Origin of the sequence: Colwellia sp. 5_MG-2023 (assembly GCF_030547795.1) — a bacterium.
Taxonomy (GTDB): domain Bacteria; phylum Pseudomonadota; class Gammaproteobacteria; order Enterobacterales; family Alteromonadaceae; genus Colwellia.
This window is the reverse complement of record NZ_JAUOPW010000035.1, coordinates 1-13,691: the sequence shown is the minus strand read 5'-3', so window position 1 is coordinate 13,691 and position 13,691 is coordinate 1. Positions and strand designations below refer to the sequence as shown.

Annotated in this window: 9 protein-coding genes and 1 tRNA gene; 6 read left to right on the top strand and 4 right to left on the bottom strand. The window is 34.8% G+C overall.

The genetic code is table 11. The features are described from left to right. Nucleotides 1-2: 2 nt before the first annotated feature. Nucleotides 3-3,110, bottom strand: a complete 3,108-nt coding sequence (locus Q4496_RS16540) for an FAD-binding and (Fe-S)-binding domain-containing protein (protein WP_303610851.1) — start codon at nt 3,108-3,110, stop codon at nt 3-5. Between the two features lie 432 nt (nt 3,111-3,542). Between Q4496_RS16540 and Q4496_RS16535 the strand changes: the two genes are divergently transcribed. Next, complete coding sequence (locus Q4496_RS16535; protein WP_303555889.1) at nt 3,543-5,345, top strand: bifunctional diguanylate cyclase/phosphodiesterase; 1,803 nt, start codon at nt 3,543-3,545, stop codon at nt 5,343-5,345. 252 nt (nt 5,346-5,597) lie between these two features. Continuing rightward, a complete protein-coding gene (gene alr, locus Q4496_RS16530; RefSeq protein WP_215972864.1) occupies nt 5,598-6,680 on the top strand; it encodes an alanine racemase in 1,083 nt (360 codons plus the stop codon). Nucleotides 6,681-6,783: 103 nt separating this feature from the next. Here the strand turns inward: alr and queE are convergent, their stop codons facing one another. Next, a complete protein-coding gene (gene queE, locus Q4496_RS16525; protein WP_303610850.1) occupies nt 6,784-7,455 on the bottom strand; it encodes a 7-carboxy-7-deazaguanine synthase QueE in 672 nt (223 codons plus the stop codon). An 85-nt stretch (nt 7,456-7,540) separates the two neighbouring features. On the opposite strand from queE, the gene queC reads away from it, so the two are divergent. The 3 genes from queC to Q4496_RS16510 all read left to right on the top strand — a co-directional run bounded on the left by queC (nt 7,541) and on the right by Q4496_RS16510 (nt 9,603). After that, a complete protein-coding gene (gene queC, locus Q4496_RS16520) occupies nt 7,541-8,230 on the top strand; it encodes a 7-cyano-7-deazaguanine synthase QueC (RefSeq protein ID WP_215972866.1) in 690 nt (229 codons plus the stop codon). A 56-nt stretch (nt 8,231-8,286) separates the two neighbouring features. Further along, nucleotides 8,287-9,231: an ion transporter gene (locus Q4496_RS16515; protein ID WP_303603067.1), complete on the top strand. Its 945-nt coding sequence runs from the start codon at nt 8,287-8,289 to the stop codon at nt 9,229-9,231. Nucleotides 9,232-9,390: 159 nt separating this feature from the next. Next, a complete protein-coding gene (locus Q4496_RS16510; protein ID WP_215972868.1) occupies nt 9,391-9,603 on the top strand; it encodes a hypothetical protein in 213 nt (70 codons plus the stop codon). A 108-nt stretch (nt 9,604-9,711) separates the two neighbouring features. Here Q4496_RS16510 and uvrB read toward each other — a convergent pair whose 3' ends face one another. After that, nucleotides 9,712-11,712 carry an excinuclease ABC subunit UvrB gene (gene uvrB, locus Q4496_RS16505; protein ID WP_215972890.1) on the bottom strand — a complete coding sequence of 667 codons (2,001 nt, stop codon included), beginning with the start codon at nt 11,710-11,712 and terminating at the stop codon, nt 9,712-9,714. A gap of 23 nt (nt 11,713-11,735) precedes the next feature. Further along, nucleotides 11,736-13,124 (bottom strand): MATE family efflux transporter, encoded by a 1,389-nt coding sequence (locus Q4496_RS16500; protein WP_215972869.1) that lies wholly within the window; start codon nt 13,122-13,124, stop codon nt 11,736-11,738. Between the two features lie 492 nt (nt 13,125-13,616). Here Q4496_RS16500 and Q4496_RS16495 point away from each other — a divergent pair. Beyond that, a tRNA-Asn gene (locus Q4496_RS16495) sits at nt 13,617-13,689 on the top strand. The last annotated feature ends 2 nt before the right edge of the window (nt 13,690-13,691 follow it).

Here is a 13,691-nt window from a genome sequence, read left to right as displayed (position 1 = left end):
TGTTATTGTAATTTAGCTAATAACGCCTCTACAGGATGTTTTGCTTTGAGTGCTGTTAAACGTTTCACCTGTGACCGACAAGAAAAACCTGTAGCCAAAATTTGTGTTTGCTCTAACTCAGCTAACTTAGGCTGCCAACTTAGATTAAATAATTCTTTAGAGTTATCTAAATTAGACTTTTCATGTCCATAGGTACCGGCCATACCACAACATCCAACAGTCACTTTTTCTAAATTCAAACCAAAATGGTTAAAAATATTTGTCCATTCATTTTCACTATTCACTAAAGCGGTCTTCTCAGTACAGTGAGTAAATAATTTGAACGCTTGCTGATTTTTACCTGCAATGCTTTTGAATTTTTCATCTTGTTCAATAAACGACAACAGCCATTCATGGGCGAGCAATACTTTAAAGTCACCGCGTTTATCACCCAAAATTTTTGCGTATTCATCGCGATAACAGAGCACCATTGACGCATCCATACCTAACATGGGTATATTCAGTTGAGTTAATTGATTTAAAAAATCACTCGATGATTGAGCTGTTTTGGCAAAGCGAGCTAAAAACCCTTTCACATGTTGCGCCTTACCGTTTGGTTTAAACGGTAATAAAATAGGCTCTAAACCTAACGCTTTTATTAACGCCATCATACTTTCGACAGTTTTAGCGTCATAGAAAGATGTAAAGGGATCTTGTACAATTAATACGTAACCCTTACGTTGTAGGTTCGTTAAACCTTGTAATTTATTTAAATCAAACCCTGAATAACCCGCTTTTTTGACCTGTTTTTTTAATGTAGGAACACTTAATAATGGAGTGTTCACGTAACCAATAGTTTTTTCAGATAACTTATCATAAGCATTCAAACTTAAAATACTATTCATCAACTTTGGCACTTTAGCCATTAATGGTGCTAATATTTCTACATTAGCGACAAGATGATCTTTTAGTGGTCTAGGATAGCGTGAGTGATAAATGTTGATAAACCTGCTTCTAAAATCTGGCACATCAACCTTTATTGGACACTGGCTAGCACAAGCCTTACACGCTAAACACCCTTGCATTGCTTCCATAACTTCATGAGAGAAGTCATTTTTATTCTCTTCTTTTTCAAAAAAAGTAAGCTTGAATTTAGTAATAGTCGTGTCTAGTAATCTTTTAACTGACCAATGATTTACTTGTGTTTCTAGTGCTAATATATCAACACCTTGCTTCTCTAGTAACCTTAACCATTCACGCATTAAACCAGCACGGCCTTTAGGTGAGTGACGTCTGTCCTTAGTTACCTTGCTTGATGGACACATAGGACTATTAACATCGTAGTTAAAACATAAACCGTTACCATTGCAATCTAAGGCAGCACTATATGAATCTTTTACCGTAATAGGAATCTGTCGATCAAAAAAACCACGTTTAGTATCATCAACACTGACTAATTGTTCGCTTGAATCAATCGGGGTACATATCTTACCTGGATTCATTTTATTGAGTGGATCAAATGCGGCTTTGATTTTCCTTAATTCAGCGAATAATTCCTCGCCAAAAAACTCAGGGCCATATTCACTACGATAGCCTTTACCATGTTCCCCCCACATTAACCCGCCATATTTAGCCGTTAATTCTACCACCTTGTCAGACAAAGTTCTCAGTAACTTTTCTTGCTCTGGGTCACACATATCAAGTGCCGGACGTACATGTAAAACACCTGCATCTACATGACCAAACATACCGTAATGCAAGTTATAACTATCAAGCAACGCTCTAAATTCACTAATGAAATCAGCTAAGTTTTCAGGCGGTACCGCAGTATCTTCTGCAAAAGCTAACGGTTTTTGCCTACCATCTGTATTACCTAAAAGTCCTACCGCTTTTTTACGCATAGCATAAAGCTTATTGATACTACTTAAATCAGAGGTGACTTGATAGCCAATCACTCCACAAGCACTACCATTTTCTTCATTGGCAATTGTTTCATCTAAACCAGCTGTTAAAATGGCAACCTGCTCAGCTAAGTCTTCAACGCTTGTCCCATTAAATTCAACAATATTAATACCATCCATGACTTTGTTAGGCACGTCAGTAATTAAGTCACTTACGCTGTGCCAAACAATATCTTGTTTAGCTAGGTTTAACACTTTACTGTCGATAGTCTCTACTGAAGTCGCTTTTGCCTTCACTAAAAAAGGTGAATGACGTAATGCAGAATCAAAACTATCATATTTAATATTAATTAACGTTTTAGCGGGGCTAATAGGAGTAATATTAAGTTTAGCCTGACAAACAAAAGCTAATGAGCCCTCTGAGCCAGTTATTATTCTGCTTAAATCAAATGTATTCAGTTCCTCATTTTCACTACCTTGAGCTTGTAATACATTTTCCAAATCATAACCGGTTAAAAATCGATTTAAACGGGGGAATTTTTTCAGAATAAGCTCGCGGTTATCAACACTAGACGCGAGAACCTGTTGAACTATTCTGCCATGACTAGTTTCTTCTTTTGCCAACGCTTGTGCTTGGGTGATCGTCATAGGTTCAGTATTAAGTACATCGCCATTTGCTAGCACAGAAGTTAAAGCTAAAACATGATCAGACGTTTTACCATACACTAATGAGCCTTGGCCAGAAGCATCAGTATTAATCATTCCACCGATAGTGGCACGGTTACTTGTTGATAAATCGGGTGCAAAGAAAAAACCATGTGGACGTAAATAATCATTTAATTGATCTTTTACTACACCCGCCTCTACTTTCACCCAGCGTTCTTCAATATTTATTTCTAATACTTTATTAATATATTTAGATAAATCAACAATGATACCCGGTGTTAAACTTTGTCCATTGGTTCCTGTACCACCACCTCTAGCACTAAATTTTATATCGCTATAATTATCTTCACTTGCCGTTTTAGCCAATAAGATAATATCTTGTTGTGTGCGGGGGTTAATAACTAACTGGGGCAATTGCTGATATATACTATTATCAGTTGCAACAGCAAGACGTGCACTATATTTGGCACTAATATCACCCGTGAAGTTTTTAGCTTTTAACGCACGAACAAAATTATCGTAAAGAGGAGAAAGGTGTGTTTGATGATCAATACGAGGTAGCATGAATATTTATCTGTAAACAAAAAGGAATTGCTTGAGTATATCATGTAAAAACTGACTTTTGATCAGCTTATTAAGGTTCCTTTATATTAAAATTATATTTTATAAACATTCAATTAATCGATAACATTATATTCACAATCATGTCTCCCCAAAATAATTTAAAATTTAACTTTCAATTGGTTGTTCTTTGGTACTTATCATAAGATTCATCGACTTATTATCAAGAATAGTGGAAATATTTTTTTATCAGTCATCATGGTAGATTAACCCAATAAAACTAGGATAATATTTCTTTGTCTTATTGATTAACCTAACAATTTTCGCCTCAACCACCCTACTTTAAAGCACAAAAAGCTTGCATTGAAAATGATTGCCACACTATAATCTTAATTACTCTTGTATGTTCTTTATTTTCAAAAGGATTTATTTTAAATGTCTCAGCAAGTGTTGGTATTATACAATCGTCACTCAAAAATATTCCTTTTACTTTGCATTATTCCCCTCACCATATTTGCTACCGTACATTATCTGAATCAAAATTATGTTTTAGCTAGTAGCCTATTATTTACGTTAATTGTTTTTGCAACCAGTCTTCTGAAAGTTAAAGATAATACCATTAGCACTCTTTGTAAATTCAGCATGATTTTCTCCATGTTTTTAACCATAGCATTTGCCTGTTATTATATGGGATTACATGGAATTGTTTATGCCTTTCCAGCCATTACTGGGCTGTTTTTTCTTACATCCATTAGAACAGCTCTATTAATAGCTATTCCCTCGATATTATTTTATTTAGCATTAACCACATTACATGAAGAAACATTTAAAGCGGCCAAATTATTAACGTCTTTTATTTTAACTATTATTTTTACCGCTTATTCAGCTTATTATTCAAGAAAGCAAAAAGACGCCGTAGGTGAAGAAGCCAAAAAAGATCCTTTGACCGGTTTAGCTAATCGTCATTCCTATAATAAATGGCTAGATGAATGTCATTTAAACACTGATATTAAGAGCATTACTTCTATCAATTTAGATATTGATAAATTTCGTATTATTAATGACACCTTAGGTTTTGATACGGGAGATGAATTAATTCAGCAACTTTCTAAAAAATTATCCACTATAATAGAAAAAGATATAACACTTACGACGGCCGAATCCTATTATTTTGCTCGATATTCAGGAGATTCCTTTGCGATAGGCTTAACCAACCTACCTGAAGAGTTTGATATATTGCCCTTCATTAACAGATTAAAACTAGCTGTTAATGAATTAACTATTATAGCTAAAAATCCCATTAAAATTTCTGCATCTATCGCGATTGTTAGAGCCAATAGATTTAAAGGGAAATTTCAAAATATTATCGATAACGTGGATATAACATTAAAACAAGCAAAACAGCTTGGAGATAATAGTATACAAGTCTTTGATGAATCTATTAGCAAGCAATTTAAGGAGCAAAAACATATAGCACAAGAACTAACAAAAGCACTGAATAACAACGAATTTCATATGGTATTTATGCCTATTTTTCGTCATAACAAAAATAATATTGTTGGTGCTGAATTATTGCTTAGATGTGATAGGAAGGAACTCAAAGAGTATGGTCCAGATAAATTTATTCCAATCGCTGAAAGCACGGGATTAATTCAACAAATCGATTATTGGGTACTTAATGAATCATTTAAAATAATTGCTAACACTGATATGTTAAGAATTCCCAGTATTGAATTTTATTCAATCAATATCTCCTCTAAACAACTTCATAATAAAGACTTTATTCCGCGTATTAAAAAAATCCTTAACCAATATAATCTCGACCCAACAATTATTGAGCTTGAAATTACTGAGACCAGCTTAGTAGAAAGTGACTTGCAAGCAATCGACACCCTTATTTATTTAAGAAGAATCGGATTTAAGCTATCACTCGATGATTTTGGTACTGGCTACACATCCTTTAACCAACTAAAAAAATTCCCACTCAATAATTTAAAAATAGATAGAAGCTTTGTTAGTGGCGATATGGAAAACACATCACCACTAATTGGCATGTCTCTTGTTATTTTATCAATTGCTAAACTTTATAACTTCAGTGTCATCGCAGAAGGAGTAGAAACAGAAAAACAATACCTTGAATTAAAAAATAACGGCTGTGAATATTTCCAAGGTTATTGGTTCTCTAAGCCCATTACAGTCAAAGAGTATGTATCCTTGCTCGTGCAGACAGATGAATAAAAAGTAAAGGCCTAACAATATTTAGAAATAAAAAACGCTAACATGATTAAGTCCAATATGTGTAATATTGGTTTCGATAATAACTCTATAATTAAGCCTCATCGTTACCATAAATATCAAACTAAACAAAGACTATTTATAGCTAAAATTCCTTGTTAAATCGTTAGCTAATGCTCCCAAAAATTTATAAACATGGTAAACTGAGGCAAAGGGCCATGCCTATCAGATGAATACTTTGAATCAATAAACTGTATGAATAACCATTCTAGAAAAACTTACGCCACTGTAAACTTACCCGCATTATTAAGTAACTACACACATATTGCTAACCTCGCACCAAGAAGTGAAACGATAGCTGTAATAAAGGCGAATGCATATGGCCATGGTGCCATTGAAATAGCTAAATACTTAAGCCCACATGTCCCAGCCTTTGCTGTTGCTTTTATTGATGAAGCAATTCAACTGCGCGATGCAGGTATAACCTTACCTATTTTGGTAATTGAAGGTGCCTTGTCATATCAAGATTTCTCAATAGCCTTACAACAAAACTTTTGGTTGATGCTTCACTCTACGGAGCAAATGGATTGGTTAAAGCAGTTTCCTACACCATATGTTGGTAAATTGTGGCTAAAAGTAGATACAGGCATGAATCGTTTAGGTATAAAACCAAATGATGTTGATAGTATTTTAACTCAATTATCACCAGAGCAATTAGAAAACTTAGTGCTATGTACTCACTTTTCTAGTGCTGATGAGTTAGACAATCCCAAAACACAATTACAGATTCAACAATTTGAACAAGTAAATGAAAAACATGGTTATAAAAAAAGTTTAGCTAACTCTGCTGGTATTTTAAGCTGGCCGAAAAGTCATGGTGACTATAATAGGTTAGGACTTGCTTTATATGGCGCAACACCAATACCGGTTAATGATTTACCCGTTAAATTAGCACCGGTGATGACATTAAAATCTACAATTATGGCGCTGAGAAAATTAAAAGTTGGCGAGTCTGTTGGTTATGGCGAAACATGGCAAGCTAAACGCCCATCAATAATAGCCACTGTCGCAATAGGGTACGCAGACGGTTATCCTAGAAACGCGAAAAATGGTACGCCTGTTTGTATTAATGGACAGATTGCAACACTTGCCGGAAGAGTATCAATGGATATGATCACCATTGATGTTACTAATGTTGTTGGTGTTAAGGTTGGCGATAGTGTTGAATTATGGGGTGAAAACTTAACGATTGAAACTGTCGCCGAACACCTTGAAAGCAACAATTATGAGCTACTGACTAGAATATCTAACCGTGTTCCAAAGTTTTATATAAAGTAACCTCACAATAAAATCAAAACATGATGCTAAAAATATTGCTTCTAAGCTTTTTAACCCATTTAACATACTTACGTGACATAAGTTAAAAAGCTCAGCAATATAACTATTCTATTCCTATATATTTATGCACCTGTATTGATAAACGCCAATTATTAGCAATACAAGTATCAATTGCCAATTGTGTTGCTCGATCTTTTTGGCTAATGGGTTGTAAGTATATAGGCGTATTGCCAATATCATGTTCTGCCAATAATGTTTTCAGATCATCGACATGTTGCTCTGTTGCAACAGGGTGTTTAATTTCATCTGCGCGGGCCATTGCACTAGATAATATCGGATAACCACCACGCATATTAATTTTAGGTGAAACCGTTACCCAGCACTTAGTTGACACTAAAATATCAAAGGTACCTGAAGTTTCAACTTGAGTGCTGTAGCCAATATATTCAAAAGCATCACACAGAGGTGTTAAATCAACCATACAGGGCTCTCCTCCTGTAATGACTACATGTTTAGCCTGGTAACCTTGCTCTGTAACTAATGCTTTAATTTGCGTCACAGAAAGATTACTCCATTGCGGCGTTTCTTGCGATTTAGCTAACATTTTTTCTTTGGTTACTTCATCACTTAATTCAACTTCCCAAGTATGCTTTGTATCACACCAAGAGCAGCCGACAGGACAACCTTGTAAACGAATAAATATTGACGGCTGACCAGTAAAAGAGCCTTCGCCTTGTATTGTTTCAAACATTTCATTAATTTTATATTGAATCATTTTAATTTGTGCTTTTGCCTAAGATTTTATTCAAGTAAAATGGACATAACTGATTATACCCTATTTATTTTTAAGAGACTTAACTATGACTGAAAAACTATCCACAGAACAAATAAAAACAGAGAAAGTTGTGGTTATTTATTCTGGTGGAATGGATTCATTTACCGTATTGAATCGTGCATTAAAAGACGGCAAAGAAGTATTTGCGCTTTCGTTTGATTACGGCCAACGTCATGTAAAAGAACTTGAGTGTGCCAGTAAAGTTTGCGCCTCTTTAGGGGTTGAACATAAAGTTATTGATATTTCGTCTATTAATCAATTATTAGCAGGCTCTTCTTTAACCGATGATATTGATATTCCTGAAGGTCATTACGAAGCTGAAAATATGAAGTCAACCGTGGTACCTAACCGAAATATGATTTTATTATCGTTAGCGGTAGGTTATGCGGTTTCAGTAGGTGCTGCTCAAGTATATTATGGTGCACATAGCGGCGATCACACCATTTATCCTGATTGTCGACCAGAATTTGTTCAAAAAATGAATGATGTTTGTCTTATAGCGAATTATGAAAGTGTTGAAATCTTCAGTCCATATTTAACAGTAAATAAATCAGCTATTTTGAGCGATGGGATAAGTATGGGTCTAGACTATAGCGATACATGGACTTGCTATAACGGCAGAGAGAAGGCCTGTGGGAAATGCGGCGCTTGTGAAGAACGCCTTGAAGCATTCAGTGACAATAATGTTATAGATCCTATTGAATATGAAGCATAACTAAGAGCCTACACTCAGCGTTATTCAAACTAACAGTCACATGAGTAAGTAACGATATGTCTACTGCAAATAAAAATATTTTACGAGTTAAGACATATCAGTTACTTGAAAGTGAAACTAAGTCGGGCATTACTGCAAAACTCGTTACTTGGCTGTTGATTATACTTATTATAAGCAACGTTGCTGCAGCGATCACCTCTTCTGATTCTGACTATTATTTATTGTATAAACATGCATTTATACTTTTTGAGACTATTTCGCTTTCAATTTTTTGTTTTGAATATTTATTACGAGTATGGTGTTGCGTTGAAGCGGAAGAATATCAAACGGTCACCAATTTAAAAGCAAGAATTAACTATATATTCACGCCTATGGCATTAATTGATTTAATTGCCATTCTACCTTTCATTATCGCACTATTCTTTTCTCTAGATTTACGCACTTTACGCTTAATAAGAGTATTACGATTATTAAAATTAACCCATTATTTTAAAGGGTTTGATATTTTTATCACTGTTATCACAAAAGAGTTAAAAAATATTATTGCCGTCATGATAGTGATGTTATTTTTTATTATTATCGCTGCAAGTTTAATCTATTCTATCGAGGGAAAAGTACAACCTGAAACCTTTGGCAGTATTTTTGAATCTTTTTGGTGGGCTGTGGTTACCATGACAACCGTAGGTTATGGCGATGCCGTACCAATTACTACCTTAGGTAAAGTCATCTCAACCTTGATCATGCTTGTTGGTGTCGTTTTTGTAGCATTACCTGCGGGTATGCTAGCTGCACGTTTTGGCGAAGAGTTACGACGAAGAAAAGAACGTTTAGACGCCAACATTAAAGGGGCATTAACTCATGGTTATATCGACAACGATGACTTTAAAACATTACAATCACTAGCAGAAAAGTTAGAGATTGAGCCTGAAGACTTGCAACGTAGCATTACAATGTTAAAAGAGAAGCACCATGAAAATAAGTGCCCGCATTGTGGTAAATAAAATCTATCGTAATAAAGAAGTCCGCAAAATAATTTAAATAACAATAAAATAACCACAATAGTACTTTATTGTTATTTTAAGACTAAATACGTCTAACCGTTAGTAAATCATAAGCTACACTTATTAATACCTTGTCTATTAAGCTATTAAGGATGTTGTATGAATGAAGAATTCAGACATCAAACGCAGTATATAAATAAATTTATTAATGGCAATAATGATACCAAAACACATATTTATCTTGAACAAATATTACTACTACCTGCTGATATGCAAGATAAAGTCATTAATGAAATTAGCTATTTAAATAATTGCAACTGCTTCGCTATCGCAAAGATAATAGGAAAATATTCAATTATTTATCCTAAATAATGTACTTAATAATCAAGCTTAAATATATTAACCTTAAATTCTTAAACATTATCTTCACAAATCAGGAATAACAACTCAATAACACACCTGAGCCAATAGTTTGATTCACTAAGTGTTCAATTGTTGAGTTCTTAATTTCGCAATTTCATCGCGAGTCGCGGCTGCTTTTTCAAATTCAAGGTTTTGTGCATGTGAATACATAGCTTTTTCAAGCTCTAAAATCTTTTTATCTATTTCTTTCGTCGTTAAAGCTTGGTAGTTAGCCACTTTTTCAGCAACTTGATCCAACGCTTTTGATTGACTGAAATCACCAACATCCATTACATCCGTTATTTTACGGATAACGCCTTTCGGCGTAATATTATTGTCGATATTATATTGATGTTGTAATCCTCTACGACGTTCGGTTTCATCAATCGCTTTACGCATAGACTTAGTAACTTTACTCGCATATAAAATAGCTCTACCATTAATATTACGTGCTGCTCGGCCAATTGTTTGAATTAACGAACGCTCTGATCGTAAAAAACCTTCTTTATCCGCATCAAGTATCGCAACAAGTGAAACTTCGGGCATATCTAAGCCTTCACGTAATAAATTAATTCCCACCAACACATCAAATTTACCTAAGCGAAAGTCACGAATAATTTCAACACGTTCAACAGTATCAACATCTGAATGCAAGTACCGTGTTTTAATACCGTGTTCATCTAAATAATCAGTTAAATCTTCAGCCATACGTTTAGTTAGCGTTGTTGCTAACACGCGTTCATTCAATGGTAATCGTTTATTAATTTCTGACAGTAAATCATCAACCTGGGTTTCTACGTCTCGCACTTCAATTTGTGGATCAAGTAACCCCGTTGGTCGAACAACTTGCTGAGCAACCTCTCCTGCAGACTTCTCTATCTCATAATGACTTGGAGTAGCAGAAACATAAATAGTTTGAGGTGATAAAGCTTCAAACTCCTCAAATTTCATCGGTCTGTTATCAAGTGCAGAAGGAAGCCTAAAACCATATTCTACTAAATTTTCTTTTCGAGACCGATCACCTTTATACATGGCGCCAATTTGAGGCACAGTAACATGTGATTCATCAATAATAAGTAACCCATCGTCAGGTAAATAATCAAATAAAGTCGGCGGTGCTTCTCCTGCTTCACGACCAGACAGATAACGTGAGTAGTTTTCAACGCCTGAGCAATAGCCAAGCTCTGTCATCATTTCAATATCAAATTGAGTACGTTGAGAAATACGTTGCTCTTCTACTAAACGGTTATTATCTTTAAGAAACTGAGAGCGCTCTTTTAGCTCTATTTTTATTTTTTCTACTGCCGATAATATTTTATCGCGTGGTGTTGCATAATGCGTTTTAGGGTATACAGTAACACGTGCTAGTGTTCGCTCTACTTGTCCCGTTAAAGGATCAAACTGACTAATACGTTCTATTTCTTCATCAAATAATTCAACCCGCAGTGCAAGACGATCAGATTCAGCTGGAAAAATATCAATGACATCACCGCGTACACGGTAAGTTGCACGTGCAAACGCCAGATCATTACGTTTATATTGTAACTCCGCCAGTCGACGTAATATATCTCGTTGATTAATAATGTCACCAACACTTATATGCAACATCATTCTTAAATATGAATCAGGATCCCCTAACCCATAGATAGCCGAAACAGATGCAATAATAATAACATCACGACGTTCTAACAATGCCTTAGTTGCCGACAAGCGCATTTGTTCGATATGTTCATTAACCGAAGCATCTTTTTCAATAAAAGTGTCTGTTGTTGGCACATAAGCTTCGGGTTGATAATAGTCATAATAAGAAACAAAGTATTCCACAGCATTGTTTGGAAAAAATTCTTTCATCTCACCATAAAGTTGAGCCGCTAAAGTTTTATTTGGCGCTAATAACATCGTCGGACGGTTAAGCTGTTCAATCACATTCGCAATAGTAAAAGTTTTACCCGAGCCAGTAACTCCTAATAAGGTTTGATGCGCTAATCCTGAATCAATGCCTTCTAATAACTGTTTAATAGCCGTTGGCTGATCACCACTGGGTATATAATCCGATTCTAATTTCAGTGATTTAACCATTGTTTCTTTAAATAATTCTTCTTTCAAGACAATTGTTCCTTAGTAATAAACTCATCATGATTAAACTGCTTAATGAATAATCGGTAAGAAATAAATGCCATCACTAAGTTACCAAGTAAAGCGCCAATAAAAAAACCATGTAAACCATACAAATAACTTCCTAAATAAGCTAAAGGTACATAACAAATAAATAACCTTATAATACTCAATATCAAAGCGGTTATCGGTTTATGAAGCGCATTAAACGATGAATTAGTTAATATGACTACACCTTGAAGACCATAACCTAAAGGTAAAATCCACATAAATAATACGATAATGTCTGCGACTTCTTTTTCTTTAGCGAAAACGGATGCAATCAATGGAGCTGCAATTACTAAGACCATATAAATCAGTATTTGCCAAAATATAATAAACTTAATAGACGTTTTATAGGCTTGTTCAACACGTTCCATATTACCTGCACCAAAATTTTGGCTAATAAAAGGTGGCAAAGTCATTGTCATTGCTAAGACGACTAATGAAGCAATAGATTCTATACGAGAGCCAACCCCAAAGCCAGCCACAGCGGACTCACCATAACTCGCAGCAATAGCAGTCATAATCGCTGCAGCAATTGGTGTTAACATATTAGCACCTGCAGCAGGTAAACCTATTTTCAATATACCACGACATGAAATCATTAATTGTTTCATGGGGATAAAATGCGTATGAATTAAGTTTTTTTGTTTTGTTAAAATGATCAATATCAGTAAAAAACCAACAATCCAAGAAATTAAGGAAGCTATGGCAGCACCTTCGATTCCCATCGCAGGAATAGGGCCAAAACCAAAAATAAATATAGGGTCAAGCACAGCATTGATTAACCCTGAACTGCCCATCACGATACTAGGCGTCTTTGTATCACCCGATGCTCGAAGTACAGCATTACCTATCATAGGGCCAATTAAGCACACACTACCTAGGTACCATATATCCATGTACTCATGGATTAAAGGTAATAAAGATTGCTTTGCACCAAGCAAAGTAAAAAGTTCATCTGTATATAAATAACCAATAAATGACAATATGATAACGACAATTGCTGACATGTATAAGGCAGCTGTAGCTGAGTTTTTTGCCGATTCATGATCATCACGCCCTAAAAACTTAGCAATAACTGCCGACGTACCTATACCTAAACCAATCATCAAACTAATAACGGTAAAGGTAACAGGAAAAGTAAAGCTAATAGCAGCTAACGGCTGTGTCCCTAGCATACTGACAAAAAATGTATCGACTAAATTAAAAGTCATTAACAAAATCATGCCGTAAATCATTGGGATGGTCATTCGTTTTATAGTATTACCAACAGGATCTTTGAGTAAATTGATCGGTTGCTTATTATTTTTTATCTTTTTAATTGACGTCATTAATAAATTTTAGAGAATTCCTAGTGATAATACATAAGTTTAACAATTGCTATTGTAATCAAAAGCAAAAGAAATGCACAGTAAATGCAGTCAAATATATAACTGATTAAAAACCAACCTAAAGTGCTAATAAAAACACAAAAAACTCATAAGTTACTGATAACAAATAAGTAAATAAAACATTCATTTTGTTGTTGACTTACCTACACGCTAAGGAAAACGATAATGTCACTAGTTTTTACAATTTAACTAACATAGTTATCCACAAGTTTCGTGGATAACTACATTTTCATCAGGTTTTATAAGCAATTAAAAATTGATGCATAAGAAACGGTCAAGAAGCGATGACAAACTAACGTTACTGAACGCAATTTGAGCAAACAAACGAATAATTCATTTTTTTCTTATTTTAGTGTTGACAGTTTGCCATCAGGTCTTTAATATTCCGCCCCGTTAGCCAAGACGGTTAACACGCAATCGAAAGAAAGCAATTCCCCAATAGCTCAGTTGGTAGAGCGATGGACTGTTAATCCATGTGTCACTGGTTCAAGCCCAGTTTGGGGAGCC

What these genes read in the sequence shown, in the direction of transcription:
- Q4496_RS16500 (WP_215972869.1), bottom strand. Translation starts at nt 13,124, where the DNA reads ATGACGTCAATTAAAAAGATAAAAAATAATAAGCAACCGATCAATTTA.
- queE (WP_303610850.1), bottom strand. Translation starts at nt 7,455, where the DNA reads ATGATTCAATATAAAATTAATGAAATGTTTGAAACAATACAAGGCGAA.
- alr (WP_215972864.1), top strand. Translation starts at nt 5,598, where the DNA reads ATGAATAACCATTCTAGAAAAACTTACGCCACTGTAAACTTACCCGCA.
- Q4496_RS16535 (WP_303555889.1), top strand. Translation starts at nt 3,543, where the DNA reads ATGTCTCAGCAAGTGTTGGTATTATACAATCGTCACTCAAAAATATTC.
- uvrB (WP_215972890.1), bottom strand. Translation starts at nt 11,712, where the DNA reads ATGGTTAAATCACTGAAATTAGAATCGGATTATATACCCAGTGGTGAT.
- queC (WP_215972866.1), top strand. Translation starts at nt 7,541, where the DNA reads ATGACTGAAAAACTATCCACAGAACAAATAAAAACAGAGAAAGTTGTG.
- Q4496_RS16510 (WP_215972868.1), top strand. Translation starts at nt 9,391, where the DNA reads ATGAATGAAGAATTCAGACATCAAACGCAGTATATAAATAAATTTATT.
- Q4496_RS16515 (WP_303603067.1), top strand. Translation starts at nt 8,287, where the DNA reads ATGTCTACTGCAAATAAAAATATTTTACGAGTTAAGACATATCAGTTA.
- Q4496_RS16540 (WP_303610851.1), bottom strand. Translation starts at nt 3,110, where the DNA reads ATGCTACCTCGTATTGATCATCAAACACACCTTTCTCCTCTTTACGAT.